Genomic DNA, 25528 nt, shown 5'->3' with positions numbered 1-25528 from the left:
ACCCGCGGACGCCCCGCGCCCCCCTGACACCACCCGACGCCCTCAGTGCCCCGCGTCGGCCCACTTCTCCGACTGCGTCAGCGAGAAGAGGTACGCCAGGGCGGGCAGGACGACGGCGCCGGCGATGCCCACGGCGACGAGGAGGGCGGCCAGCGTGGCGGGAGCGCCGGCGGCGTCGGTGAGGGTGACCTCGTCGACGAGCAGCCAGGGGTACTGCCCGATCCCCCAGCCCGACACCACGGCGGCCACGGCGACGAGGGCGGTCAGCCGGGCCACGGAGTGGCGTCCGACCCAGAGCAGCCACAGGGTGGCGGCGCCGGCCGCGGCGGAGAGCAGTACCAGCGGCAGGGCGCGACCGCTGAGGCCGGCCCACAGGGTCGGGGCGTCCTCGTGGAGCGGCACCAGGGCGGCGAAGACGACCAGCCCGGTGACCGCGCCGACGCCGAGGGTCCGGGCGCGCAGTTGCGCGACCAGGTGCGTGCGGCCGGCCCGCGCGGCGTCGGCGACCAGGAAGACCCCGGCGAGGAAGGCGCAGGTGCCGACGGCGATGGCCCCCCCGAAGAACGACGTGGCGGTCAGCCACGACCCCCACACGTCGCCGCGTCCCTCGGCCGGCACCCGCCCCGAGGCGATCGCGCCGGCGGCCGCGCCGAGGAAGAAGGGCGTGATCAGCGAGGAGGCGGCGAAGACCGCGCCGAAGAGCTGGGCCTGGCGCAGCGAGCCGGAGTACTTGCGGAACGCGAAGGCGGCCCCGCGCAGCACGATGCCCAGCAAGGCGAAGAGCATGGGGAAGATCAGCGTGCTCATGGTGGAGGCGAAGGAGGCCGGGAAGCCGGTCCACCACACGACGAGCACGTAGATCAGCCACACGTGGTTGGCCTCCCACACCGGCCCGAGACTGTGGTCGACCTGGGTGCGCAGCTCCGCGCCGCGTCGGCTGCCGCCCGCGGTGAGGTCGTAGAAGCCCGACCCGAAGTCGGCCCCGCCGAGGAGGGCGTAGGCGATCACGCCGGTGAACAGCGCCGCGGCGACGGCCAGCTCGAGGCTCACGCGTCGGCCCCCTCGAGCGACTCGCGCTCCGGGCCGTAGGGGCTGGGCAGGTCCTCCTCGCCCTCGCGCCAGCGCCGGGCCATCGAGCGGAGCACGACCACGGCGCCGACGGTCATCGCGGTGTAGACGACGGTGGAGATGCCGAGCAGCCACCACAGGCCGGGGTTGTCACCGGCGGCCTCGGTGGTGCGCATGACGCCGTAGACGACCCAGGGCTGCCGGCCGACCTCGGTGGCGATCCAGCCCGCCTCGAGGGCGACGACGGCCAGGGGTCCGGCGAGCACGGCGCCCCGCAGGAACCAGCGGTTGCCGAGCAGGTCGTGCCCGCGCCAGCGGGCCAGCCAGAAGACCACGACCGCGAGGGCCAGCAGGGTGCCGATGCCGACCATCGACTGGAAGGCCAGGTGGGTGATGTTGACCGGCGGCTGCTCGTCGACGGGGATGGTGTCGAGGCCCTGCACCGGCTCGGTGAAGGAGTTCCGCGCGATGAGCGAGCCGAGGTAGGGGATGTCGAGGGCGTAGCGGACCTCGCCGTCGACCAGCAGGCCGCCCAGGCGCAGCGGCGAGGGGCTCTCGGTCTCCAGGGCCAGCTCGAAGGCGGCCAGCTTGGCCGGCTGCGTCGAGGCGAGCCGGGAGCCGAGCAGGTGGCCGATGACCGGCTGGAGCAGCGCGGCCACGGTGGCGAAGACGAAGGGCACGGTGAAGCCGAGCCGGTGGTGGCGGTCGCGGCGACCGCGGAGCATCCCGGCGGCGTAGACCGCGCTGATCGCGAAGCCCGCGACCATGAAGGCCGCCACCCACATGTGGAGGAACTGCATCCACACGCCGTCGTTGAGGAAGGCCACCCAGGGCTGGACGTCGACGACCTCGCCGTCCTCGATGCGGAAGCCGGTGGGGTTGTTCATCCACCCGTTGACCGCGAGCACGCAGAAGGTGCCGACGACGCCGGTGATGCCCATCGGCACGAGCATGAGGAGGTGCTGCTTGGGCGGGATGCGTCCCCAGCCGTAGAGGTAGATGCCCAGGAAGATGGCCTCGAGGAAGAAGGCGAGGCCCTCGAAGGCGAAGGGCAGTCCGAGCACGTCGCCGAAGCGGCTCATCAGGCCCGGCCACAGCAGGCCGAACTCGAAGGACAGCACCGTGCCGGAGACCGCGCCGATCGCGAAGAGCACCGCGGAGACCTTCGACCAGCGCTTGGCCAGGACCAGCGCGTCGCGGTCGTCGCGGTAGATGCCGCGCCAGTGCATCGCGAAGATGATGGTGGGGAAGGCGACGCCGAAGCAGGCCAGCACGATGTGCCAGCCCAGCGACAGCGCCATCTGCTGCCGCGCCGGGAGCAGCCCGGCGGGATCGTCGGTGACCAGGGACGTGAGGGCGAGGAGGGGCTCCACGCACTCGACGCTACGTCGGGGGGAGACCGCCTCCGAGGGTTTGTGAATTCATTCACGAAGTCGTGGGAGTGGCACTCGACACACGGCCGTCACACGTTCTTCACGGCCTCCACCCCGCAAGGTGAAACGATTGGCGCGCAGGCTGGGGCAGCATCTACGGTCGGTCGGCCGTCTGGCACCAACCGGCCCGCGACAGGAAGAGGACAGCCGTGAACGCCCCCGAGCGATCCGACGACGCCCCCCGTCGCGACCCCGGCGTGCCCGCCGTCCGCCTGACCGACGTCGAGACGACGCTGCTGACCCGGGTCGGCGCCGTGCGCTGCACGCTGCGGGTGAGCAACGACGACGTCACCCCGATCGTCGACCTCGCCGTCACCCACGAGAGCGAGGACGGCCTCGTCTGCGGCATGCTCGCGAAGGAGATGCCCGGCCGCAGCAGCCGCGAGTTCAGCGTGCTGATCCAGGTCGGCGAGCACGCCGAGCTCTCCCTGCCGCTCACCCTCGTCTTCACCGACGCCTACGGCGGCCACTGGGCCGCCACCAGCGAGGCCCCCGTCCGGTACGTCGGGCCCGCGGCTCCCGGCGACTGACGGCGAGCACCGGCGCCCAGGGCCTTACAACGTAAGGCCCTGGGAAAGTAAAGACAATGGTCCGATCCGACCATTCAGACCGCGGCGCCCCGACCGCCATGATCGACCGGTGCGGGCACCCGGCCCGCACCCACGGGGGACCCCCGCCACGTGCGCGTCGAGTCGCTCCGCTCCGGGGGGACGGGGCGGCCGACGACCTGGCCGGGGTCGCCCGAGACGGGCGCGGCACCCGCCCGGGTGGAGGTCGTGCGAGACGTGGGGTCTCCCCCGCGTGGCGCACGACCTCCACCGAACCCGCCTCGCAGCGGGACCGGTCGCCGGCGCCCGCGTGCGACGGGCGCGCACCCGCGCGGGTGGCGCAGCAGAGCTACTGGCCGACGCGCCAGCGTCCGAGCAGCGTGCCGTGGTCCTCGAGCAGCAGGGTCAGGTCGAGCGGCTTGTCGATCGGCGCGCCCTCGGTGATCCGGCCGTTGCTGCCGGCGACCAGGCGCGGCACGGTGGTGCCGGTGAGCTCGTCGACACAGCCCTGGAAGACCATGTCGCGCAGCAGGTGCGGCCCGCCCTCGCACAGCTGGTTGCCCCAGCCGCGCTCGGCCAGGGTGGCCTTGAGCAGCGGCAGGTCGACCCGGTGGGACCCGAGGGTCAGCACGTGCTCCTCGCCGAGGGTCGCCCGGGCCTTCTCGATGCCGTCGGAGCGCGCGCAGGTGGCGAGGTAGACCGAGCCGGCCGGCGCACCCACCAACGAGGGCGGCACCTGCGCCTTGCGGCTGACCAGCACGATCGGGGTGTCGGTGGGGCGGTAGCCCTCGGCCTTGGCCGTGCCGGCGCCGACGATGATCACGTCGGCCAGCGAGCGCAGCGTGTCGAAGACCCGCTTGTCGGCGGCGTTGTTGATCGAGCCGCTCACCCCGGTGTCGCCGGTGGCGCTGCCGTCCACCGTGCTCACCATGTTGGCGCGCAGCCACGGCGTCGACGGCGCCGAGTAGAGCTCGCGCAGGTCGTCGTCGCTCACGTCAGGTCCGACGGTGTCGGGACCGATCAGGACTCGCATGTCCACCTCATCACCCAGTACTGCACGCCGAACGGGTCGGCGGCGAAGTCCACCTCTGCCCGCCAGGCCCCCTGTCCGCCCCCGAGGAGCCGGCCCAGCGTCACGAACCCGTCGGGGTTGCCGACCAGCAGCTGGACCGCGAGCTCGCGGTCCAAGCGTGTCAGGTGCTCCGCGTCGACCTGACGGAGGGCCCTCCCCAACGCCTCGTCGAAGCCCGGGGCCCGCTCGTCGAGGTGGCCCGGCGCCTTCTCCCCGCGCCGCGCCGACCCGTTGGCCACCACCACGTACGCCGACCCTTCGGGGTCGGCCGCAGGCTCGCTCGCGGGGTCGGCCGCGGTGCTCGCGGCGACGACGTCGGCAGCGACTCCCGCCGCCTCGAGCAGCGAGCGGGCGACCCGCTCGCCCTGCGCGTCGGCCACGAGCGCGACCGGCCCCGCGCCGGCGAGCGACCCGAGCGCCGCGACGCACGCCGCGCGGAGCTCCGCGACCGGGTCGGCGATCCCGGCGTACTCGGGGAGCAGCGCGAGCACCCCCGGCACCAGCACGACGGTCCTCGCACCACGCACGGCACTCACTGCAGCCCCCTGATCGCTCGGGCCGGGCGGCGACGCCCGAGGACGGTGTTGACCATGTCGACGGTCTGGCGGGTCTCCACGACCTGGTGCACGCGGTAGATGCGCGCACCGGCGGCGGCGCACAGCGCGGTGGCGGCCAGGGTGCCGACGAGTCGGTCGCCGACCGGCAGGTCGAGCGACTCCCCCACGAAGTCCTTGTTCGACAGCGACACCAGCACCGGGCGACCCGTGTCGACCATCTCCCCGATGCGACGGGTGACCTCGAGGGAGTGGAAGGTGTTCTTGCCGAAGTCGTGGGCGGGGTCGATGACCACGCTGCGGGGGTCGACGCCGGCGGCGACGGCCCGGTCGGCGTAGGCCATGGTGTCGGCGATCGCTGAGGCGACGACGTCGTCGTACTCCACCCGGAAGGGGCGGGTGCGCGGCGTCGCGCCGCCGGTGTGGGTGCAGATCACCGCGGCGCCGGCCTCGGCGGCGGCGTCGACGAGCTCGGGGTCGGCCCCGCCCCAGGCGTCGTTGAGCACGTCAGCGCCGGCCTCGCAGACCGCCCGGCCGACCTCGGCGCGCCAGGTGTCGACGGAGATGACGAGGTCGGGGTGCTCGGCGCGCACCTGCGCGACGAAGTCGACGACGCGCGCCTTCTCCTCGGCGGCGTCGATCTCGACGCCGGGGGCGGCCTTGATGCCGCCGATGTCGACGATCTCGGCGCCGTCGGCCACGACCTGCGCCACGCGCGCGAGCGCCTTGTCCTCGGCCCAGGTGGCGCCCTTGTCGAAGAAGGAGTCGGGGGTGCGGTTGACGATGGCCATCATCAGCATGGCGTCGTCGTCGAACTCGCGACGGCCGAGCTTGAGCGTCACAGGAGATCCTTCGCGGGTGGTCGTTCGATGATCGGTACGTCGCGCTCGACGGGGCTGATGCGCCCGCCGTCGGGACGGTACTGCCGCAGCCGCACCGCCCCCTCCCCCCTCCGGCCCGAGTCGGCGGCTCCTCCCCCGGTGGTTGAGGAGCGAGCGCCAGCGAGCGTCTCGACACCACCACGCCGCTGCTCGACGGCCGCGAGGATCTGCACGGCCATGGCCCCCAGGTCGAGCAGCGCCTGATGGCGGTGCGCGCGCCGCCCGAGGTCGACCTGGGCGATCGCGCCGGCTCCCCGCAGCCGGCAGGTGTCGATGAGGGCGGCCAGCTCCACGGCGTAGCCGGTCGGCACCGACAGCGACGCGAAGAGCTCGCGACGGATCGCCCACTCCCCCGCCAGGGGCTGCACGAGCCCGGCGAGCGCGGGGTGCTCGAGGGCGATGACCGGGCGGGCGACGAGCTCGGTGACCCGACCACCGTCGAGCGCGCCGAGCCCCTCGGGGCCCTCGCCGGTGCCGGGCCGCTCGTAGAAGCCCTTGACCAGCCCGACCTCGGGCCGGGTCAGCAGCGGGCCGAGCAGACCGGGCACGAAGTGGGTGTCCCAGTCGACGAGGTCGGCGTCCATGAAGACCAGCACGTCGCCGGTGGTCACGAAGAGCGACTTCCACATCGCCTCGCCCTTGCCGGGGTGGCTGCCCAGCTCGGGGCGCACCTCCGCGGAGCGGTGCACCACGGCGCCGGCGCCGGTGGCGACCTCGTAGGTCGCGTCGGTGGAGTCGGAGTCGATGACGACGATCTCGTCCAGCAGCGCGACGGTCTCCACGAGCGCCTCGCGCACCCGGGTGACGACGTCGCCGACGGTGGCGGCCTCGTTGCGGGCCGGCACGACGAGGCTGACCCGCAGCCCGCTCGCGGCCTTGGCGGCCAGCAGATCGTCGAGCGACCAGTCGGCCCACACGTAGGTAGCCGGTGCCGAGCCGTCTGCGGGGGCGGAGGCAGCCGAGTCCGTCACGTGGCGAGCGTAGCCAGCGACCCGGCGCACCCACCCACCGGACGGCGACCGACTGACCGACCGGTCGGCTCGAACCGCATGGTCATGAATGACCATCTCGTCGCCCGACCGGTGCGCTACGTCTCACGACGCCGCGCGAGCCGCCCGCCTCTGCGAGGCTGGCGCCATGCCCCCCCGCCCCCGCCGTCGCCCGAGCGACCGGACGACGCGCGCCCGCCTGGCGTCCGTCCTGGCGCTCTGCCTCGTGGCCGTGGGGTCCACCGGCACGCTGCCGCCGGCCGCCGCCCACGAAGGTGCAGCCGACCCCGCGCACACCTACTACGGGATCCTGGGCGCCAACGCACTCGACCTGACCACGCTGACCGGGACCGGAGTGACCGCGGTCTCGCTTGAGGTCGGCTGGGACCGGCTGGAGCCGCAGCGGGGCCGTATCGACCCGACCTACGCCGCCCAGGTCGCCGGTCGCGCCGAGCAGATCCGCGCGGCAGGCCTCGACGTCATCCTCGACGCCGGCCTGCAGTACCCGCCGTCCTGGGTGTTCGACGTCGGCGGTGACACCCGCTTCGTCAACCAGTACGGCGACGTCTGGCAGGGCCAGGTCGGTGCTCGGGTGCCCGACGCCGTCTTCAACCCGAGGGTGCGACGGGCCCAGAACCGCTACCTCCACCGGCTGTCGGCGGTGCTCGACGACGGCCCCATCGCCGCGATCCGCGTCGGCGGGCTCTGGTACAACGAGCTCCACTACCCCCCTGCGACCGTCGGCGACCACCGCAACAGCCTGTGGGCCTTCAGTCCCACGGCCCAGGCCCAGTCTCCCGTGCCCGGCTACCGACCCGGGCAGGGCACGACCGAGGAGACGGCCGCCTTCCTGGCGTGGTACCTCGAGGAGATCAACGACTACGGGATGTGGCAGCTGCGGCATTACCGCAGGGCCTTCGGGTGGAGGCCCACCCTCCAGCTGCTGCTCCCGGGGTGGGGGGTGCGTCCCGGCGACGTCGACAAGGCCGTGGCGGGCGGCCTGCGCGGCGCCACCCGTGGCGAGCTGACCGGCGCCCTCAACGAGGGCCTCGACTGGGCCGGTCTGCTGCCTCGCGCGGCCACCGTGCGCGGGCACAACGAGGCGTACACCACCTGGGTCGACGCTGCTGACCAGGGCGCCGACCCGGTCTACGAGAGCCCGGTGCGGCACCTGGTGCGACTCGCGCAGCCCCTGGGCCTGCCGGTCGCCGGCGAGAACACCGGCACCAACTCCCCCGAGGAGATGCAGCGCTCGGTCGACCGGGTGCACGAGCTGGGCCTCACCGGCCTGGTGTGGATGAACGCAGCCCAGCTCCAGGACGGTCGGTGGGCGACCCTGGACGACTACCGGCGCCTTCTGGCCCCCTGACCAGCGGACCGCCTGCCTCGCTCGCACCGCCGGTCAGCGCGGCGGTGGAGCGCAGGGCGGAGGCCAGCAGGGGCTCCACCCGCTCGGCGAAGGCCGTCGTCATGTGGACGGCGTCCGACCGCACGGGCACACCGTCCACGAAGCTCGGGCACTGGTCCCGGAAGCAGAACCACGGCGCCGAGCTGATCCACGTGCCGCCGAGCTCGGTGGCCATCGTCTGCTCGGAGCGGGCCCGGCTGACCCACGAGTCGCTTACCTGCCCGACACAGTCGACAGGCGAGGAAAGCCGGGTGTAGCACTCCTCGATGTCGGTCCCGCCGGGCGGCGGGGCGAGGACCACCACTGCTGCCCCCGTGGCGACCGCGGGCGCGAGCAGCTGCTCCACGCCCCGCGCCCACCCGGTGTCGCTCACCGAGTCGCCGGTGCCGAGCACGTCGGGTGTCTCCGAGGAGTTGGCCACGACCACCACGTCGGGGTCGAGGTCGGCGATGGTGGCGAGGGCCTCGGCCCGGCGCGTCGCGCAGTCGTCGACGGCCTCGCTGCTACTGCCGACCGGCAGGGGCACGAAGGGACAGCCGAACGTGCCCAGGCTGACCAGGTCCCACGACCCGCGGGCCTCGAGCACCCCGCGCAAAGGGGCGACGTAGGTCAGCGAGACGGAGTCGCCCACGACCACGGCGGTCCTGCGGGCGTCCGGCGGCCCCCACGTGCACGCCTCGAGGTCGACCGTCTCCGTGCTCACCCCGCACGCCACCACGTCGGACGGCGCCTGGGCGCTCCCGATCGCCTGCTCCATGCTCGGATCGAGCACTGGCCAGTCCGCCGTCTCCAGCGCTGCCAGCACCTTCTCCTGCCAGCGCGCCTCCGCCCCGGTCGGCGGCACGATCGTCGTCGCCGCAGGAGCCGCTCCGGTCAGGTCGACCCCCGGGCTCGCGACGGTGGGCCGCAGGGCGAGGCCGGCGAGCAGGGCGGTCACCACGACGGCGCCGAGACTGGCGACCAGCAGCCGATACCGGGGCGTGAGCACGCCCGAGGTGGCCGGTCGCCCGGAGGTCCGCCGTCGCGAGCGGCGCAGCGGGGTCTCTACCAGCTCGTAGGAGTAGTAGGCGGCGACCAGCATCGCGAGCGCCGCACCGGCGCGGGTCACCGTCGTCTCCGCGACGACCGCGAACCCGAGGACGATGACCGGGAAGTGCCACAGGTACAGGGAGTAGGAGCGGTCGCCCAGCCAGGTGGCGACGCGGTTGCGCAGCAGCCACGGACCGTCGGCGTGCTCGGGCACCCCGGCGAGCACCACCAGGGCGGTGGCCGCGACGGGGGCGGCCGCCCAGGGGCCGGGGAACGCCAGGTCGGAGCCGACCAGCAGCATCGAGGCCACGATGCCCGTCAGCCCGACCCACGACAGCACCCGAGCCGGGACGGGGCGTATCCGGCGCAGCACCGGCACACCGGCCGCGAGACCCGCCCCGACGGCCAACTCCCAGGCACGGGAGAAGGTGGAGAAGTAGGCCACCGTGGGGGCGACGGCAGACTCGTGCACCGCCCACACGAACGACGCGAGCGCGACCAGGGCGGCCGTCGCCCCCACGACCACACGCTGAGCGCCACGGGTGCCTGCGCGCGAGGCCAGGGCCGCGAGGGCGACCAGGAGCACCGGCCAGACGACGTAGTACTGCTCCTCGACGGCCAACGACCAGTAGTGCTGCAGCGGCGACGGTGGCGCGTCGGCCCGGAAGTAGTCGGTGCCCTCGAGCCCGAAGCGCCAGTTGGCGGCGAAGGCCACGGCCCACCCGGCGTCGGCGACGGTGGCCGCGAGCCGGGGGCCGGAGTAGATCAGCCAGGACCCGAGGAGGGTGACGGCGAGCACGAGCCAGGCCGCTGGCAGCAGCCTGCGAGCACGTCGCTCGTAGAAGCCCCTCAGGGAGATGCGGCCGGTGGCAGCCCGCTCCCGCAGCAGCAGGTCGGTGATGAGGAAGCCCGAGAGGACGAAGAAGACGTCGACCCCGACGAACCCGCCCGCGGGCCAGCCGAGGAGGTGGTCGCCGACGACAGCCACGACCGCGAGGGCGCGGAGACCCTGGATGTCGCGCCGGTGCTGGCTCCCTTCCGGGGCTGGCACGCCCGGGCTCACCTGCGCTCCGCCGGGGCGGGCCTGGACGCCGCGCCCGCTCGGGCCACGTCGAGGTAGACCGCCTCCTGCTCGCGCGCGATGGCGTCCCACTCGAAGCGACGGGCGAAGTCGCGCCCGCTCCCGGCGGCCCGGGCCTTGAGACCGGGGTCGTGCCACGCGGCCGCGAGCGCCTCGGCGTAGGCCCCCGCGTCGAGCAGGTCCGTCACGAGGACGCCGCTCCCCTCGGGCACGACCTCGCGCAGGCAGGGGATGGCGTAGGCAACCACGGGGCTGCCGCAGGCCAGCGCCTCCACCGCCACCATGCCGAAGGTCTCGTAGCGCGAGGGCATCGCGACGACCCGCGCGCCAGCGAGCAGCCGCAGCTTCTCCTCCCCCTCCACACGGCCGAGCATCACCACGCTGTCAGCGATGCCGAGACGCTCGCAGAGCCGCTCCAGCCTGGCCCGGTCGGGACCGTCGCCTGCGATGAGCAGGCGCCCTCCGATCCGGTCGGCCGCGCGGGCCCACGCCTCGCACAGCAGGTCCAGGCCCTTCTGCGCGATCTCGAGGCGGCCGAGGTAGACCACGTCGCCGCTGTCGGGCTCGCTCACCTCGAAGGCCTCCGGCTCGACCCCGTTCGGCACGACGTCCACGCGTAGCGCAGGTGCGCGGGACCCGATCTGGTCGGCGAGGTCGTGCGAGACGGCCACCGCTCGGCGGTGCGAGCGCAGCCCCAGGGACTCGAAGGCGAGGAACGGCAGGTGGTACTGCCGCGACTTGCCCGCTGCGTCCAGCCACTGGACCACCGCGAGCGTCGGACGTCGGGTCCACCGCGGCGCCGAGACCGACCCGAGTGGCGCCGCGAACTCCTCCACGACCAGGTCGTGGTGCCGGGAGTGGCGCAGGAGGAACCACGGCAGGCAGGCGAAGTAGCTGAGAAGCGAGACCATGTAGCCACGACCGATGCCGAGGTGGACGTGACGTACGCCGTCCTCGACACGGTCCTCCGCGCCCGGGTAGCGGGCGGTCACCATCGTGATGTCGTGGTGCCGGGCAAGCCGTGCGTTGACGGCCCGGTTGCGTGCCGAGCCGCCACCGCTCCCGGGGCGTCGATGGTCCTCGAACCCGAGGTGGAGGATGCGCAGCCTCGAAAACTGGGTCCGCTCGCTCCCGGCCGCCATCACTCGCCGCCCGCGGTGCGCCTGGACGACGGCCCGGCGGTCCGTACAGCGCTGACCACCTGAGCCGCCACCCTTTCGTGGCCGGCATCGTTCCAATGCATATGGTCCTCGAGATAGTCGTCCCAGATCCGCAGGCAGAGTCGGGGATCGATCAGCAGTGCGCCTTGAGCCGCGATCGACTCGGCGAGCGTGACGTCGAGCGCTCGAAAGGCGTCGTTGGTCCCCGGGAAGAGTCTGTCGTCGGTCTCCCAGGCACCGACGACGACAACGCACGCCCCCAAAGGCCGCAGCGACGTCAGGAGCAGGTCGAAGTGCTGCCGGAATTCAGCAGGATCCATTCGCTGCCGAGCACCGAACTTCATCGTCGCCGTCTTCACGCGCACCTTGGCCCATGACGTGACTCGCTGGCGTGTGCGACGGCGCCATGACGAAGTGGAGAAGTAGGGGCGCGGTTGCAGTCCCGCCACGCCATGCCATCCGGAGGGCGCGAAACGCTCGATGAAGTCCTGGACACGTCGGGGCGGGTGCACGATGGACTCGGCGATTCCGCATCCGATGATGACGACGTCCGGGGCGAAGTCCACCATCTCCTGAACACGCTGCAAGGCCTCGTCGAGCAACGGTCCGCTAGCTGTCAGATCCAGTACCTGACTTGCGCCGAGTTGATCGGCCGACCGTCGACCGAACGAATGCCCCCGCACCCCCAAGCCGGTGGCAGTGCTCCCGCCCAGGAGCAGACAGCGTGGCCCGCGCGCGTCGAGTCCGGGAAGAGCACGATCGACTGACGAATGAGCGGTCATGAGGTGCCTCTCGAGACGAGGAGGTGGTGCAGGGAGGTGCCGAGGAGCGCCGCGGTGGCCAGCGGCACGGCCAGGAGCCAGACCCAGGTGGAGCCGGAGGCGTCGGCGCCTGCGAGGAACGCCGTGGCGAGCAGGGCGCCGGCGAGGTCCGACCGCCCGACACCTGCCCAGGGGCGCCACGACCGGGTGCGCACCGCGAGGTGGCACAGCAGTCCCACCATGACGACGGCCGCGGTGAGTGCCACGGCGTAGGCACCGCGTGTGGACGCCAGCGCGAGGGCGACGGTCTGCAGCACGGCGGCCGCGAGCAGGACCAGGAGCGCAGTGCGGGAGCGCGCGCGGGCGAGGAGGCCCACCACGAGGAGGTTGACCACACCGGCAGCGACTCCCGTGACCCCGGTGATGCGCACCAGCGCGGACACCTCGCCAGCGGCTTCCCCGCCCACCACCGCGACCAGGTCGGTCGGCACGGTGAGGAAGGCGAGGAGGGCGAGGACTCCCAGTCGGGCGAAGAGGGCTACCCCCAGCCGCAGCTGCTCGGCATGAGCCTCGTCGGACCGAGCGGCGACGAGGGCGGGATAGATGGCTTGGCCGAGCGCGATGCTGAGGAAGAGCGGCGCGCGCCCGAGCAGCGCAGCGGCCTGGTAGGCGTACCCGTCCAGGTCCGACCAACCAGCCGCTGCCGCCACCACGGTGTCGACGCTCGACAGCATCGTCAGCAGCACCTGCACGACGCCGAGCACCAGGGCCGTGGACAACAGCTCGCGGGTGACGCCCCGACGGGGTCGCCGCAGCGGTAGTCCGGCACGGCACAGGACGACAGCCGCCCCCAGCAGCAGTGCGCTGGCTACCGGCATCCCGGCTACCGCGCCGATCGCCGATCCGCCGAGCGCGACCACCGCGACCAGACCGATCACGATCCGGCCCACGGCCTCGCCGATGCGCAGCAGAGCGATGGTCGACATGCGTTGCTGACCCTGGAGGAACCCGACCGGGGCTGCGAGCAGCGAGGTCGCCAGTGCTGCGCCGGCTGCGACGAGCGCGAGGCCGGGACCTCCGATGCCCAGGCAGATCACGAACGTCAGCGCCGCCAGCACGACACCCTGGACGGAGGCTGCGACCACGCCGAAGTGGAGTGCCTGTCGTCGGGCGTGCCCCGCCCCCTCGCCCAGGGTCGAGGCGTGGGCCACCTCGCGGGCCACGACCCACGGCACCGCCGCCATGACCCCGGTCCCGATCACCAGGAGCACCGACTGCACACCGACGAACTCGACGAATGCGGCCTGCGGCAGCAGCCTCGCCATGGAGAGGCTGAAGAGGTAGTTGCCGCCGCTGATGGCCACGACGGCCAGGGAGAGCCAGAGAGCCCCGCGGGCCCAGCCGCTCGACGCGGAGGGTCCGGCGGTGTCCTCGACGGTCGAGCCGGTCATGACGACCCGCCCGTCAAGGGGCGCACGTCGAAGAGCACGAGCCGGTCTCCGTCGGCCGCCGGCGCCTCGAAGACGACGTCCGCCTGCTTCTCCAGACGCGCCAGGACGGCCGGCCTGGCGAGCCCGTACCCCTCACGCACGAGCTTGGTCTGCACGAGGACGTAGTCGACGTCCTCGCGACGGAACTCGCGCACGGTCGACCACTCGCCCAGCTCGGCGTTCTCGACCAGGAACTGCGCGGTGCCCTCGGTGACCGCCATGCGGCTGCCGGCGGTGATGGCGTCGGCCTCCCAGTGCACGAAGGCCGCGTAGGCATCGACGTCGGTCGTGTGGGTGCGGTGCCACACCGACACGTCGAAGAGCACCGGCACGACCACGAGGACGGCGACCACGACGGGGGCGAGTCGGTGACCGATGCCGGCGGCCCACGACCGGGCCCACAGGACGAGGGTCAGGACGCAGGGCGCCAGGGTGATGTAGTACATCTGCTCCTCGATCGAGCCGATGAACGTGGCGTAGACGAGGTAGCCGCAGGCAGCCAGGCTCCAGGCCGGCAGCACCACGGCGATCGGGTCCGGCCTCAGAGCGGCACGCTCGCTGGCGGCGACGAGCCGCCGCAGCAGCACGAGCGTGGCGATGCCGCCGAGCAGGAGGAGGCCGTAGGTCACCGCGAAGTCCTGGGCGTTGGCGGCGATGCGGGAGGTGAGCGTCACCTGGGTCGTCGGGGAGTTGAAGCCGGTCGGCTGCTCGGTGCCGACGAGACGCGCGAGCCCCTCGGTCCGCGAGTCCCACCACGTGGAGAAGCCGTACGACGAGGCCACGGCCAGGCTGCACAACGCGTAGCCGGCGATGCTGCCGACCAGCACGGTCACCGTGGTCCGCCGCCGCACCGCCGCACCGAACCACAGGGCCAGCACGGCGAGGGCTCCGACCAGCACCATGCCGAAGGTCTCCTTGGTCGAGAGCGTCAGCCCGCCGAGGACGGCCGCGCCGGCGGTGGCCCACCGCTCGCGGGTCCGCTCGGTGGTGCGAGCAGCGGTGACCAGGAGCAGCAGGCACCCGAGGAGGAACAGCTGGGCGAAGGGCTCGATCAGCACTCTGCTGTCGAAGGAGATCTGGAAGGGGTCGACGGCGACCAGGCCACCCGCGACGAGGGCCGGGACTCGGCCCAGACCCACACGGCGGGCCAGGGCCCAGACCGCGACGACGACCAGGGCTCCGGCGGCCGCGCTCACGTGCCGCAGCGCCAGGATCGAGTCGAGGGGGGCGAGGTCGGGACCGAGGAGTCGGAGCGCACCACCGAGGACGAGGAAGGAGACCGGCGGGTGCAGGGTGAAGGGCTCGCCGTACAGCACGACCCCTGCACCGGTGGCCACGTTGTGCGCGAGCTCGCGGTAGGTGACCTCGTCGATGAAGACGTCGTAGGCACTCTCCACACGGAACCACCGCAGCGCGAGCGCGAGCACCAGCAGCCCCGCGGGGAGCAGCAGGTCGACGAGTCGCGGCGTCGGCCTCCTCCTCAGCGTCGCAGCAGCGCGCGTCGACCAGGCGTGCGTCCTCACCGGCGAGTCGGCCCGGTGGACCGGCTGCTCAGGCCGCGCGGACGTGGCCCGGTCCTCGGTCTGGGTCACGGATCAGCCGGCCAGGGGAGCCAGGTGGTCCCGCCGGCGAGCGACGCGGTACTCGATGCGCCCGTCGTCGACGATGCCGACGCGCCGCATCACGGCGGCGCTCGCGCTGGTGTCGGCGTTGGCGAGGAAGACCTCGACCCATCCCGGGCCGGTGCTGACCACGTCGCCGTGTCGCAGACGGGGCTGCCAGTCGACCGGCACCAGCTCGGCGGGCACCCGCACGACCGTCGAGACGTCTGACCCCGTACGACGCTCGGGGTGGGGCAGCGACAGTCGACGGGTCTCCTGCTCGACGGCCGACCAGATGCGCCCGGTCATCGCACTCCACGTGAAGTTCAGAGCCCAGCTGTGGCAGGCCGCGGCCAGGGCCGCCCGGTGGGCCGGGGCGGCGAGCTCGGCGAGCAGCGGCGCTGCAGCGTTCGCCAGCGGCTGGGCGTCGTCGATCAGCCACCCGTTGGTGCCGTGCTGGATGGAGTCACGCAGACCCGGGCGGGCGTAGGCCACCACCGGGGTGCCGAGTGCGTTGGCCTCGATCACGGAGATGCCCCACCCCTCCCCCTCGGAGGCGTTGACGCACAGCCACGACGCTGCCACCACCTGGTCGCGCTCCTCGTTGCTGCAGTGGGGCCGGAAGGTGACGATGTCGTCGACCCCGAGGTCTGCGGCCAGTCGCTTCAGACCCTCCAGCTCGGTGCCCCCTCCCACCACGTCGAGGGTGATGTCGGGGATCGTCGCCCGCAGCGCGGCCACCGCCTCGATGGTCATGCCCGTGCGCTTGTGCGGCACGAGGCGACCGACGCTCACGACGGAGGGGTGGTCCGTCTTGACCGGCGAGGAGGTCGCGAGGTCGAGGCTCACCCGCCAGCCGGGCGGGACGATCTTCACCTCGCCGCGCAGCTGGAGGATCTCCCGCGCGCCCTGGCGGGTGGACGGGGACACTGCGATGACCGTCCTGGTGCCGTAGACGGCGCGTGAGACCGTGGACTCCAGGAAGCGTCCGACCGCGGCCACCGGCCGCGGGAAGTAGAGGGCGAACTGGTCCTGGTGCACGTGGTGCAGGAGGAGGAGGCACGGGGTCGAGCGCCGCACCGCGAGCGGGCTGAAGAACGGGATGCCGTTCTGGGAGTCGATCACGGCCCGCACGCTGCGACGGTGCAGGAGGAGCCACAGCAGCGCCCAGGCGTAGACGGTGAAGCGACCACCCCGCCGACGCACGGTGTAGCCGTGGACCTCCTCCTCGCGCGGCCGGCCTGCCACGGAGGAGGTCAGCAGCACCACGCGGTGTCCCCTCCGGGCGAGGTCCGCAGCGACCTCGTCGCACACCAGCTCCGCCCCACCCGCCTGCGGGTGGTCCAGGTCGCGCCAGTTGGCCACGACGACGTATCCGCTCGTGTCGTCACGCACGGGCCACCGCCTCGGTCTCGTTGAGCACCCGCCGCACGGTCATCAGGTCGCGGAAGGAGCGCCAGCCGTCGCTGACGACGTTGAACCGGCTGCCGGCGTCGTTCGACCAGCTCACCGGCAGCTCGGCCACCACGGCATCGGTGCGCTGGATGCGGGCGATCAGCTCGACGTCGAAGGCGTAGCCCTGCAAGCGCATGCTGCCGAAGACCCGCCGGGCCAACGCGCCGTCGAGCATCTTGAACCCGCACTGGGTGTCGGGCATCGGGCCGACGATGGTCGTGGCCACGCGGTTGAAGGCCCGGCTGCCGACCTGGCGCAACAGGCTCTGGGGCACCTCGATGCTGGCGCCGATGGCCCGCCTGCTCCCGATGACGGCGTCGTGACCACCGCGCACCATCTGCATCCCGTCCAGCAACGCACTCGGCGGCGTCGACAGGTCGGCGTCGCAGTAGGCGACGACGGCGGCCCTGGTCTCCAGCACACCGCGCCTGACAGCCGCGCCCTTGCCCCGCTCCGAGCAGCTGACCAGACGGAGGTCGAGCCGGTCGCGGAAGCGCTCCAGCACGTCGGCGGTCCCGTCGGTGCATCCGTTGTCGACGACGACCACGGACACGGAGAAGGGCGCGTCGGCCAGAGCCACGGCGATCTCGTCGAGGGTCGCGCCCAGGCGCAGCTCCTCGTTGAGCACCGGGATGACGACCTCGAGGTCGGCCACGGAGGAGGGGCGCGGTCCCGGACCGCGCCCGGACCGCCCCTCGTCAGGGCGCACTCGCCCAGCGGTGATGCTCATGTGATCCCCCCAGATCGATCTGAAGGACCCGCGCGGTGATGCCCGGTCGCTGCCCGGCCGCCTCGGATCCGTCCACAGGAGAACACGACTCGCAAAGCAAAGCCAGTCCGGACCGAGCCCTCCGCGCATCCTCCGATCGGTCGAGAATTTTCTAGTCCGACACGTGAGATGCATGATCGAACACACGACGTGTCGCAGCCCTCGGGTGCTCCGACCCCGCTCACGGGTGGCGTCGACCGGGGCGTTCGGCACCCGTCTCAGGTCTCTGACCTGCGACGGAGGTCGGACGGGGGCCGGCGCACCGAACTCGTCGCGGCCTCGCTCACCCCCGCGCACCGCCACGTCGACCCGCTCGACGCGCCGGTGAACGGGGCGTGACAGGCGGGCGCGGGAAACCTGGCGTTAACCCAAAAGCCCACTACGTGATTTAACCGACGATTGCCATAGTCGATCGGACATTTGTACAGTCCATCCCGACCTGGGGTTCTGGTGCGGCACCGTCGCCGCCCCCCGGTCCACTGATCGTCGCAACCGGGGGGAAAGACGATGTCACTCACTACTGCCGTGCCCACTCACGGCACGTCCACCACACGCCGCGAGCGACACCCGTGACGGCGCTCGTCGTCCTGGTCGTGGTCGTGGCTGTCGCGCTCACGACGATCTCGGCGGCCACCTTGTGGTGGATGATGCACGCCTGGGGCTCGCCTGAGGCCTACGAGTCGATCAACGCTCCGCGCACCGACCGACCGGGACTGTCGTTCAGCCTGATCATGCCGTGCCGCGACGAGAGCGAGCGCGTGATGGCCGAGACGGTCCGTCGCCTCCTGGCGCAGGACCACCCTGACTTCGAGGTCTTCATCAGTCTCGGCCACGACGACGAGGCGACGATCGAGGCAGCTCGGCGCATCGCGGCCCGTGACCCTCGCGTGCACATCGCGATCAACCACGACGAGCACAAGAACAAGCCGCGCCAGCTCAACAGCACCCTGCAGGAGTGCTCCGGAGACGTCGTCGGCATCATCGACGCGGAGTCGCTCACCGCTCCCGGCCTCTTGCGCCACGTCGACCACACCTTCCGGCGCGAAGGCGCCGATGTCGTGCAGGGCGCGGTGCACCTCATGAACCTGCGCAGCCGATGGTTCAGCCTGCGCAACTGCCTGGAGTACCGGATCTGGTTCCGCTCGCGCCTGCACGGTCACGCCGACAACGGCTTCGTGCCTCTGGGCGGCAACACCGTCTTCATCCGTCGAGCGCTGCTCGAGGAGGTCGGGGGCTGGGACGGTGACTGCCTCGCCGAGGACTGCGAGATCGGCGTCAGGCTCTCCGTTCTGGGCAAGAAGACCGTCTGCGTCTACGAGCCCGCCCTGGTCACCCAGGAGGAGACCCCCGACACCGTCGCCGCGTTCGTCAAGCAGCGCACGCGGTGGGCGCTCGGCTTCATGCAGGTCATGGCCAAGGGCGAGTGGCGCAAGCTCCCCACGCGCCGGCAGCGCGTCCGGGCGCTCTGGCTGCTGAGTCAGCAGTACACGGTGGCCTTCGCCGGGCTGGTGCTGCCCCTCGCGGTGGCGTCGGCCATCATCGGGGGCCTCCCGATCCTCGCCGTGCTGATCGCCTTCGCCCCGCTCGCGCCGGCCCTGATGACGATCGCCTTCGAGATCATCGTGCTCCACGAGTTCGGTCGCGACCTCCAGGTGCGCATCCGCGCCCTGGACTACGTGTGGCTCGTGGTCTCGACGCCGTTCTACCAGCTGCTGCTGGCCGCGGCCTCGCTGCGCGCTGTCGGCAAGTACTGGAGCGGCAACTTCTCGTGGGAGAAGACCAGCCACGTGGGTGCGCACCTCGAGGAGGTGGCGGCATGAGTCTCCTGGAAGGCCGCCACCTCGCCCCGGTGCCCACCGGCCCCGTGGACCGCCCGTCCGACGCGCCGGAGACGCCGGGCTCACCCCACCGTCGCGGCGGGCTCCGTCGCCGTCCCAGCCCGGCCGTCTGGGTCGGTCTCGCCGTCGCCCTCGTCGTCCTGGTCCACGTGGCCAACCTCAACGGGTGGCCGGCCTACTTCGACGACGAGGGCACCTACGTCGCCCAGGCCTGGGCCGTCTACCAGGGCGACCTGGCCCATTACACCTACTGGTACGACCACCCGCCGGCCGGCTGGCTGCAGCTGGCCTCGTTCCTCGGCCTTCCGACCCTCGTCGGCGTGGAGCCCAGCATCACCGTGGCGCGCTACGTCATGGTGCTCTACACCGCGGTGACCGCGCTGCTGGTCTACCGTCTGAGCCGCAACCTCGGCCTTCGGCGCGGCTTCTCCCTGGGCGCGATGCTGCTGTGGGGCCTCTCGCCGCTCGTGGTGTTCGAGGGACGCCAGGTCATGCTCGACAACCTGACGCTCCCGTGGGTCGTCGGGGCGATGGCCCTGGTCACCAGCCCGCGTCGCAACCTGTGGCAGTACGTCGGCGCCGGCGTCTGCTTCGGCGTCGCCGTGCTCACCAAGGAGACGGCCGTGCTGGCCGCACCGGCGCTCCTGGCCGGCCTGTGGGCCTACGCCTACCGTCCCACCCGAGCCTTCGGCGTGGTCGGCGCGCTGATGGCGAGCGGTCTGGTCGTCGGCCTCTACCCGCTCTACGCCCTCCTCAAGCTCGAGCTGTTCGCCGGTCCCGACCACGTGTCGGTCCAGGACGCCGTCCTGTTCCAGCTCGTCGACCGCGGTGGCTCCGGCAACTTCTGGCAGGTGGGGAGCGACGCCTATACCGTCCTCGACAGCTGGCTCTTCTACGACGAGCTCCTCCCGATCGGCGGCGTCGTCGCCGGCCTGGTGTGCCTGGCCGTCCCGCGGCTGCGCTGCGTCGGCGTCCTCGTCACCACCATGGCGGTCGTGGCGCTGCGACCGGGGGGCTACATGCCCGTCATGTACGTCATCGGTGTGCTGCCGTTCGCCGCCGTCGCGATCGCCGGCATCGCCGACCGCGCGACCACGGCGGTGTCCTCCCGGGGCCCGCGCCTGCGCCGGGTCGGGCGCGCTGGCCTGGCGGCCGCACTCCTCGCCGTCGTGGCCTGGACCGGCCCGACCCACGCCGACCGCATCGAGCTCGCCCTGACCGACGAGGGCACCGAGCCGTACGACTCGGCCGTCGCGTGGATGGACGCCAACCTCGAGCGCGACACCAGGATCGCCGCTAGCGACTCCTACTGGAGCACTCTCGTCAACCTCGGGTGGTCCTCCGACGGCTGGTCCGGGCCCATCTGGGCCTACAAGCTCGACGGTGACCCCATCGCCCGCAGGGCCAACCTGCCCGACGGGTGGCGCTCGGTCGACTACCTGGTGCTCGACCGCACCATCCTCGACTCCCGACTCACGCTGGAGTCCAAGCCCCAGCTCTCGCGAGCCATCCGTCACAGCGAGCCCGTGGCGGAGTGGGGCGAGCGCTCGACCCTGGTGCAGATCCGCAGGGTCGTCGACGGACCCGCTCAGACCAAGCTCTACGACGTGTGGCGGAGGGCCCAGTGACCACGATCGACCTCAAGGACGACCCCAGCATTGCGGCGTCCGTCGCGCAACGACGCGACCAGGGTCCGGCGGTCCGTCCGACGACCTCCGTGGTCGTGCCGACCTACAACGAGCAGGACAACGTCGTGCCGCTCGTGCTGGCCCTGCAGGAGGTGCTCGGCCGCGACGGCCGGCACGAGGTGGTCTTCGTGGACGACTCCGACGACGCCACGCCCGACGTCGTCCGGGCCGTCGCCCGCGAGGTCGACCTGCCGGTCAGGCTGGTCCACCGCGCGGCAGGCCAGCGCCAGGGCGGGCTCGGGGGCGCGGTGATCGCGGGTATCCGGGCCAGCAGCGCCGAGACCGTGGTCGTCATGGACGGCGACCTGCAGCACCCACCCGCCACGGTGCCGCTGCTCGTGGCGGCCCTCCGGGGCCACGACGTCGCCGTCGCGTCGCGCTACTGCGAGGACGGAGGAGCCGACGGCCTCGCCGGCGGACTGCGCCACGCTGTCAGCCGGGCGTCGACGTGGTCCGCCAAGGCGCTGTTCCCCCGGCGACTGCGCGACTGCACCGACCCCATGACGGGATTCTTCGCCGTGCGGCGCAGCGCGCTGGACGTGGACCGGCTCGAGCCCATGGGCTTCAAGATCCTGCTGGAGATCCTCGCGCGCCACCCTCTGCGGGTCACCGAGGTCCCCTTCGAGTTCGGCGAGCGCCACGCGGGTGAGTCGAAGGCCGACCTGCGCCAGGGCATCCTCTTCGTGCGTCAGCTGCTCAACCTCAGGGCCGGTCGCATGGTGCGTTTCGGCCTGGTCGGGCTGACCGGTCTCGCGGTCAACCTGGCGTGCATGGCGCTGCTGCTGGTCGTGGGCGTGCACTACCTGCCGGCCAGCGTGCTCGCGACCGAGGTCGCCATCGTCAGCAACTTCGTCCTGCAGGAGCGGTTCGTCTTCGGCGACCGACGCGGGCTCTCATCTCGTCGACGCAGGGCGTGGCAGGCAGTGCTGTTCAACAACCTGGAGCAGTTGGTGCGCCTGCCCCTCCTCGTGCTCGCCGTCGGCGTCCTCGGCGCAGGCGAGCTCGCTTCGCAGGCGGGCCTGATCGTCCTGGCCTTCGCGGGGCGGTACGCCTTCATGAGCCGGGTGGTCTACCCCCAGCGGGCCTCCGGCATCCTGGTCGTGCTGCGCCGGCGGTCCGGGGGGCGGCCGGTGGCGGTCCCGGTGGACGAGCTCGTCGGCTGACGCCCCCTGGCCGAGGGCCGGTCGGCGCGCGACGGGCCGGCCCTCAGGCCGACGCGAAGACCGCGGTGGTGCCGGCGCGCCGCGACGTCCGCTCGAACGTGGCGCTCGCGCTCTCGATCACGATGCCGGCGCCCGACCTGGTGACATCGGCCCAGGTGCGCGCGAGCACTCCGAGGGCTGAGGCGTCGACGAAGGCCACGTCGGTGAGATCAAGAACGACCTGACGACAACCCGACGCCAGGGCGTCGCCGACGGCTCGTCGGATGGACGCAGCGGTGAACGCGTCGAGGTCACCGGCGTATCGCAGCGAGCAGAGGCCGGGCTGCGTCAGCAGGTGGGTGAGGATCACGTGGAGCACCTGACCGGCGCCGGAGCGCCAGGGTGGCGGAGCGACCCGGGGCGGGCTCGCCTTGGACGGCGGGACCACGGGGTGCCTCGGGACCTTCCCTACTTTACCCGCTGCTCCTCTGCGTCACCTCCACCCGAACAGGCTGGCCCGCCTGGGCTACCGGCCTGGGGTCGCCGCGGCAGACCGCGTCAGGCGACGTCAGCCAGCGGGGCCTCGGTGTCTGACGGCCGGGACACGAGGCTGAGCGGCTGGTGGGCCCGTCTCTGCGGCACAGCCGAGAGCGCGCCCCGCAGGATCGCAGCGACGACCATGCCGAGCGGGAGCGAGAGCGGGATCCAGGTCACGAGCAGGATCAGGACGGCGTTCACCCGCCCATCATCGACTGCGGCCGAGGCACGCCGCTTCGCACGAACGTGGCGGTGGGCCTAGTCAATGATGACTAGGCCCACCGGCCACCGTTCATGCTTTCGCGAGGTGACGGCCCTCGGCCACGGAATCCTCGCGGGGACCTCAGACCGCGTCGTGGCGCCCGTAGTCGTCCTCGAGGCGCACGATGTCGTCCTCGCCGGTGTAGCGGCCCATCTGGATCTCGACGATCTGCAGGAGGGTGTCCTCCTCGTTCATGATCCGGTGGGCCTGCCCGATCTCCACGTCGACGGTCTGACCCGGCCCGGCGATGATGGTCTCCCCGTCGATGACGCAGGTCGCCTTGCCGGTCACGACGAACCAGTGCTCCGCGCGGTGCTCGTGCGTCTGGTAACTCAGCCGCGAATGCGGCTTGACGTCGATCCGCTTGACCTTGAAGCCCTCGTCCTCGTCCAGGACGTACCAGGCGCCCCAGGGCCGCTGCTCGAACTCAGATGCCATGTCTCTCGTCCCCCCGTGCTTGCCGTCGGAGCAAGCACCGACGGCGGCGGCCGTGGTGACCGCTCACAGTAAAGGGTAAGGGCAGCAGCGCGCTCGGAATGACGCCGACATCGAAACTTCATCGGCCCGTCGTTCGGGGCCGGGCTGAGGAGCCCGGACGGTCGCAGCGTCCGATCAGGCGACGTCCATGAGGGCGTTGTCTCCGACTACGGGCACCGGCGTGAGGGAGCCGACCCGCAGGCGTCGTCTCGGGCCCCGGAGCACGGCGGCCACGGCGAGGCCCAGCGGCACCGACAGCAGCATCCATCCGACGAGGAGGGCGAGGACGAGGTTCACACTGAGATCATCGCGGCATCCGCGGACCACGTGCACGATGCGATCGGCGCGACCGCCCTAGTTATTTGTGACTAGGGCGAGCGTCGGTTCAGCTGTCGTGGGTCCACAGCAGTACGCACCCCACCACGCCCATGCCCCAGATCGCCAGGACGGGGACGTCACCGGTGTTCAACCCGTGGGACTCGTCGAACGCCCAGAACGACTCCCCCGCCCACGGGCCGTGACCCGCGAGCAGCAGAAGCGCCAGGACGGTCAGGGCGAGGAAGAACCCGACCGCCAGAAGACGCCGCACCGACACAGCGTAGAGGCCGGAGCGTCTCACCGCCTGGTCAACGAGAGCAGCGCGGGCCTCACGTCGGCGAGGTAGACCAGCGCCGCGATGAGGAAGATCAGGTTGAGGAACGAGATGGGCGAGCCCAGCAGGAGCACGTTGACCGCCACACCGATGCCGAGGATCAGGCACCAGGCCGGCTTGGTCAGCTTGCCGGCCGCCTCGTAGGCCTCGCCGGAGAACATCAGCGCGTTGACGAAGGTGAAGATCTTCACCACGAGGATCACGAAGGCCACGACGAGGTAGAAGTTGAGCTCGAGCTCGGTCACGTTGGGCACGCCCCGAGCCTAGCCAACGACGCCGCGCTCGGGGGCGCGACGCCCTCCGACGGCGATCTGCCCACCGAACGACGAGACCCCCGGGCCAGCGGGCCCGGGGGTCTCGTCGTCGTGCGTGAGTCAGAACAGCCTCAGCTGGTCGTCGTCGGGGTCTCTTCAGTCGCCGACCTTCTTGGCGGCCTCGGTGACGGCCTCGGTGGCGGCGGAGGCCGTCTTCTTGGCCGTGGTGGTGGTGGCCTTCGCGCTGCTCTGGGCGGGCGCCGAGGTCTTCTTGGCCGTGGTGGTGGTCTTCTTCGCGGCGGTCTTGGCCGTGGAGGTGGTCTTCTTGGCCGCGGTCTTGGCGGTGCTGCGGGTCGAGGCAGCGGCCTTCTTCGCGGTCTCGGCCGTGCTCTTGGCCGAGGTCTCGGCCTGCTTCGTGGTGGCCTCGGCCGACTTCTTGGCCTGGGTCACGGTGGTCTTGGCGCGGGCCTTGGTCGACTTGGCCTGCTTCACCGTGGCCTGGGTCGCCTCCTGCTTGCGGATACGCCCGACGAGGACCTCGCCGCGCTTGGCCAGGTCGGCGTAGGCCGAGGTGGCGGTGTCGACGTTCTCGTTGACGGCCGACTGCACGCGCGTGGGGAGCGCCTGGAGCTCGGCGACGCGGGCCTCGATGGCCTCGCGGCGGGCCTTGGCCTCGTCGGTGATGGTCTCGACACGGTTGCTGACCGCGGTGGTGGCCTTGTCGCGCAGGGCGGCGGGCTTGAGGCCGTTGACCTTGGCGTGCACGTCCTTCTGCACGTCGGAGACCTTCTTCTGCACGTCGGCGACGTAGTCGCGGACCGCCTCGACGGCGAGGTCGGCCACGCCGGCACCCGCGTAGAGGCCCTTGGTCGCCTCGGTCTTGATGTCGAACTTGGCCTTCGCCATGTCTGTTTCCTCCTGTGGGGTCGGTCCGGCTCCGTGCCGGACCTGGGTGGTGGTCGCTCAGGCCTCGTCGCCGGCCGCGGCCGGGGAGGTGCTGCCCTGCCCGGTGGCGTTCAGCGCGAGGAAGCTCTGGTAGACGTCGAGCAGGGACTGCTTCTGCCGCTCGGTCAGCGCCGTGTCGTTGAGCACGGCGATCTCCACGCTGCCGCCGACGCCGTCGTCGGGGCTGACGATGCCCGCGTGGATGTAGAGCTGCTCGGCCGAGATGCGCAGCGCCTTGGCGATCTGCTGGAGCACCTCGGCGGAGGGCTTGCGCAGCCCGCGCTCGATCTGGCTGAGGTAGGGGTTGGAGACGCCGGCCTGCTGGGCGAGCTGCCGCAAGGAGAGCTGCGCGGTGGTGCGCTGCTCCTTGAGGTAGTCGCCGAGCGAGACGACGGTCTTGCCGACCTTTCCCTGTGCCATGCGTTCCATAGTGC

26 protein-coding genes are annotated in these 25528 nt (G+C 72.1%); 5 read left to right on the top strand and 21 right to left on the bottom strand.

Annotation, left to right across the window (positions count from 1 at the left end; genetic code table 11):
* Positions 1-42: 42 nt before the first annotated feature.
* Positions 43-1050: a cytochrome d ubiquinol oxidase subunit II gene (locus ASF47_RS08060; protein ID WP_056863455.1), complete on the bottom strand. Its 1008-nt coding sequence runs from the start codon at positions 1048-1050 to the stop codon at positions 43-45.
* The gene (locus ASF47_RS08055) at positions 1047-2441 is read right to left on the bottom strand and encodes a cytochrome ubiquinol oxidase subunit I (protein WP_056863454.1); all 1395 of its coding nucleotides are present in this window, start codon (positions 2439-2441) and stop codon (positions 1047-1049) included. Before ASF47_RS08055 ends, ASF47_RS08060 begins: the two co-directional genes overlap by 4 nt.
* A 209-nt stretch (positions 2442-2650) precedes the next feature.
* On the opposite strand from ASF47_RS08055, the gene ASF47_RS08050 reads away from it, so the two are divergent.
* Positions 2651-3031 (top strand): hypothetical protein, encoded by a 381-nt coding sequence (locus ASF47_RS08050; RefSeq protein WP_056863453.1) that lies wholly within the window; start codon positions 2651-2653, stop codon positions 3029-3031.
* 367 nt (positions 3032-3398) lie between these two features.
* Here ASF47_RS08050 and ASF47_RS08045 read toward each other — a convergent pair whose 3' ends face one another.
* Genes ASF47_RS08045 through ASF47_RS08030 form a run of 4 tightly spaced genes read right to left on the bottom strand, consistent with a single transcriptional unit; the run spans position 3399 to position 6527 of the window.
* Positions 3399-4082 (bottom strand): dihydrofolate reductase family protein, encoded by a 684-nt coding sequence (locus ASF47_RS08045; RefSeq protein WP_056863452.1) that lies wholly within the window; start codon positions 4080-4082, stop codon positions 3399-3401.
* Positions 4070-4648, bottom strand: coding sequence for a hypothetical protein (locus ASF47_RS08040; RefSeq protein WP_056863451.1), 579 nt, complete (start codon positions 4646-4648; stop codon positions 4070-4072). The genes ASF47_RS08045 and ASF47_RS08040 overlap by 13 nt, the downstream gene beginning before the upstream one ends.
* A gap of 5 nt (positions 4649-4653) precedes the next feature.
* Positions 4654-5517 (bottom strand): dihydropteroate synthase, encoded by an 864-nt coding sequence (gene folP / locus ASF47_RS08035; RefSeq protein ID WP_235558679.1) that lies wholly within the window; start codon positions 5515-5517, stop codon positions 4654-4656.
* Positions 5514-6527, bottom strand: coding sequence for a glucosyl-3-phosphoglycerate synthase (locus ASF47_RS08030; RefSeq protein WP_056863450.1), 1014 nt, complete (start codon positions 6525-6527; stop codon positions 5514-5516). The genes folP and ASF47_RS08030 overlap by 4 nt, the downstream gene beginning before the upstream one ends.
* Positions 6528-6693: 166 nt before the next feature.
* Between ASF47_RS08030 and ASF47_RS08025 the strand changes: the two genes are divergently transcribed.
* The gene (locus tag ASF47_RS08025) at positions 6694-7914 is read left to right on the top strand and encodes a beta-galactosidase (protein ID WP_056863449.1); all 1221 of its coding nucleotides are present in this window, start codon (positions 6694-6696) and stop codon (positions 7912-7914) included.
* Here the strand turns inward: ASF47_RS08025 and ASF47_RS08020 are convergent.
* The 7 genes from ASF47_RS08020 to ASF47_RS07990 all read right to left on the bottom strand — a co-directional run bounded on the left by ASF47_RS08020 (position 7826) and on the right by ASF47_RS07990 (position 17185).
* Positions 7826-10033 carry an acyltransferase family protein gene (locus ASF47_RS08020; RefSeq protein WP_162242268.1) on the bottom strand — a complete coding sequence of 736 codons (2208 nt, stop codon included), beginning with the start codon at positions 10031-10033 and terminating at the stop codon, positions 7826-7828. The two genes, ASF47_RS08025 and ASF47_RS08020, sit on opposite strands and share 89 nt — an antisense overlap.
* 8 nt (positions 10034-10041) lie before the next feature.
* Positions 10042-11205: a glycosyltransferase family 4 protein gene (locus tag ASF47_RS08015; RefSeq protein WP_156697803.1), complete on the bottom strand. Its 1164-nt coding sequence runs from the start codon at positions 11203-11205 to the stop codon at positions 10042-10044.
* Complete coding sequence (locus tag ASF47_RS08010; RefSeq protein WP_156697802.1) at positions 11205-12005, bottom strand: SGNH/GDSL hydrolase family protein; 801 nt, start codon at positions 12003-12005, stop codon at positions 11205-11207. Before ASF47_RS08010 ends, ASF47_RS08015 begins: the two co-directional genes overlap by 1 nt.
* Positions 12002-13435: an oligosaccharide flippase family protein gene (locus tag ASF47_RS08005; RefSeq protein WP_056863445.1), complete on the bottom strand. Its 1434-nt coding sequence runs from the start codon at positions 13433-13435 to the stop codon at positions 12002-12004. Before ASF47_RS08005 ends, ASF47_RS08010 begins: the two co-directional genes overlap by 4 nt.
* Positions 13432-14997: a phospholipid carrier-dependent glycosyltransferase gene (locus ASF47_RS08000; protein ID WP_162242267.1), complete on the bottom strand. Its 1566-nt coding sequence runs from the start codon at positions 14995-14997 to the stop codon at positions 13432-13434. The genes ASF47_RS08005 and ASF47_RS08000 overlap by 4 nt, the downstream gene beginning before the upstream one ends.
* A gap of 72 nt (positions 14998-15069) precedes the next feature.
* A complete protein-coding gene (locus ASF47_RS07995; RefSeq protein WP_056863443.1) occupies positions 15070-16470 on the bottom strand; it encodes a glycosyltransferase family 4 protein in 1401 nt (466 codons plus the stop codon).
* The gene (locus ASF47_RS07990) at positions 16463-17185 is read right to left on the bottom strand and encodes a glycosyltransferase (protein WP_056863442.1); all 723 of its coding nucleotides are present in this window, start codon (positions 17183-17185) and stop codon (positions 16463-16465) included. Before ASF47_RS07990 ends, ASF47_RS07995 begins: the two co-directional genes overlap by 8 nt.
* A gap of 683 nt (positions 17186-17868) precedes the next feature.
* On the opposite strand from ASF47_RS07990, the gene ASF47_RS07985 reads away from it, so the two are divergent.
* Genes ASF47_RS07985 through ASF47_RS07975 form a run of 3 tightly spaced genes read left to right on the top strand, consistent with a single transcriptional unit; the run spans position 17869 to position 21988 of the window.
* Positions 17869-19119, top strand: coding sequence for a glycosyltransferase (locus tag ASF47_RS07985; RefSeq protein WP_056863441.1), 1251 nt, complete (start codon positions 17869-17871; stop codon positions 19117-19119).
* Complete coding sequence (locus ASF47_RS07980; protein WP_056863440.1) at positions 19116-20765, top strand: ArnT family glycosyltransferase; 1650 nt, start codon at positions 19116-19118, stop codon at positions 20763-20765. The genes ASF47_RS07985 and ASF47_RS07980 overlap by 4 nt, the downstream gene beginning before the upstream one ends.
* A complete protein-coding gene (locus ASF47_RS07975) occupies positions 20762-21988 on the top strand; it encodes a glycosyltransferase (protein WP_200918987.1) in 1227 nt (408 codons plus the stop codon). The genes ASF47_RS07980 and ASF47_RS07975 overlap by 4 nt, the downstream gene beginning before the upstream one ends.
* A gap of 43 nt (positions 21989-22031) precedes the next feature.
* On the opposite strand, the gene ASF47_RS07970 is transcribed toward ASF47_RS07975, so the two are convergent.
* From ASF47_RS07970 to ASF47_RS07940, 8 genes are all read right to left on the bottom strand, one after another.
* On the bottom strand, positions 22032-22337 hold the full coding sequence (locus ASF47_RS07970; protein WP_056863439.1) for an STAS domain-containing protein: 306 nt from the start codon (positions 22335-22337) through the stop codon (positions 22032-22034).
* Positions 22338-22525: 188 nt separating this feature from the next.
* On the bottom strand, positions 22526-22705 hold the full coding sequence (locus tag ASF47_RS07965) for a hypothetical protein (protein WP_056863438.1): 180 nt from the start codon (positions 22703-22705) through the stop codon (positions 22526-22528).
* Positions 22706-22847: 142 nt separating this feature from the next.
* Entirely contained in the window at positions 22848-23204 is a 357-nt protein-coding gene (locus ASF47_RS07960; RefSeq protein ID WP_056863437.1) for a phosphomannose isomerase type II C-terminal cupin domain, read from the bottom strand.
* Between the two features lie 174 nt (positions 23205-23378).
* Positions 23379-23540: a hypothetical protein gene (locus tag ASF47_RS21045; RefSeq protein WP_156697801.1), complete on the bottom strand. Its 162-nt coding sequence runs from the start codon at positions 23538-23540 to the stop codon at positions 23379-23381.
* An 88-nt stretch (positions 23541-23628) separates the two neighbouring features.
* Positions 23629-23832: a hypothetical protein gene (locus ASF47_RS07955; RefSeq protein WP_156697800.1), complete on the bottom strand. Its 204-nt coding sequence runs from the start codon at positions 23830-23832 to the stop codon at positions 23629-23631.
* Positions 23833-23858: 26 nt separating this feature from the next.
* Entirely contained in the window at positions 23859-24149 is a 291-nt protein-coding gene (locus ASF47_RS07950) for a DUF2516 family protein (protein WP_056903389.1), read from the bottom strand.
* Between the two features lie 156 nt (positions 24150-24305).
* The gene (locus ASF47_RS07945; protein ID WP_056863435.1) at positions 24306-25055 is read right to left on the bottom strand and encodes a hypothetical protein; all 750 of its coding nucleotides are present in this window, start codon (positions 25053-25055) and stop codon (positions 24306-24308) included.
* A 57-nt stretch (positions 25056-25112) separates the two neighbouring features.
* On the bottom strand, positions 25113-25514 hold the full coding sequence (locus ASF47_RS07940) for a helix-turn-helix domain-containing protein (RefSeq protein WP_056863434.1): 402 nt from the start codon (positions 25512-25514) through the stop codon (positions 25113-25115).
* Positions 25515-25528 lie beyond the last annotated feature (14 nt).

The organism is Nocardioides sp. Leaf285 (assembly GCF_001422955.1).
Taxonomy (GTDB): Bacteria; Actinomycetota; Actinomycetes; order Propionibacteriales; family Nocardioidaceae; genus Nocardioides; species Nocardioides kribbensis.
This window is presented reverse-complemented; position numbering and strand designations above follow the sequence as displayed.

Bases quoted from the DNA above. Each gene is read 5' to 3' on its own strand.
- ASF47_RS08045 (WP_056863452.1), bottom strand. From the start codon at position 4,082: ATGCGAGTCCTGATCGGTCCCGACACCGTCGGACCTGACGTGAGCGAC.
- ASF47_RS08025 (WP_056863449.1), top strand. From the start codon at position 6,694: ATGCCCCCCCGCCCCCGCCGTCGCCCGAGCGACCGGACGACGCGCGCC.
- ASF47_RS08015 (WP_156697803.1), bottom strand. From the start codon at position 11,205: ATGGCGGCCGGGAGCGAGCGGACCCAGTTTTCGAGGCTGCGCATCCTC.
- ASF47_RS08010 (WP_156697802.1), bottom strand. From the start codon at position 12,005: ATGACCGCTCATTCGTCAGTCGATCGTGCTCTTCCCGGACTCGACGCG.
- ASF47_RS08005 (WP_056863445.1), bottom strand. From the start codon at position 13,435: ATGACCGGCTCGACCGTCGAGGACACCGCCGGACCCTCCGCGTCGAGC.
- ASF47_RS07980 (WP_056863440.1), top strand. From the start codon at position 19,116: ATGAGTCTCCTGGAAGGCCGCCACCTCGCCCCGGTGCCCACCGGCCCC.
- ASF47_RS07960 (WP_056863437.1), bottom strand. From the start codon at position 23,204: ATGGCATCTGAGTTCGAGCAGCGGCCCTGGGGCGCCTGGTACGTCCTG.
- ASF47_RS07945 (WP_056863435.1), bottom strand. From the start codon at position 25,055: ATGGCGAAGGCCAAGTTCGACATCAAGACCGAGGCGACCAAGGGCCTC.
- ASF47_RS07940 (WP_056863434.1), bottom strand. From the start codon at position 25,514: ATGGCACAGGGAAAGGTCGGCAAGACCGTCGTCTCGCTCGGCGACTAC.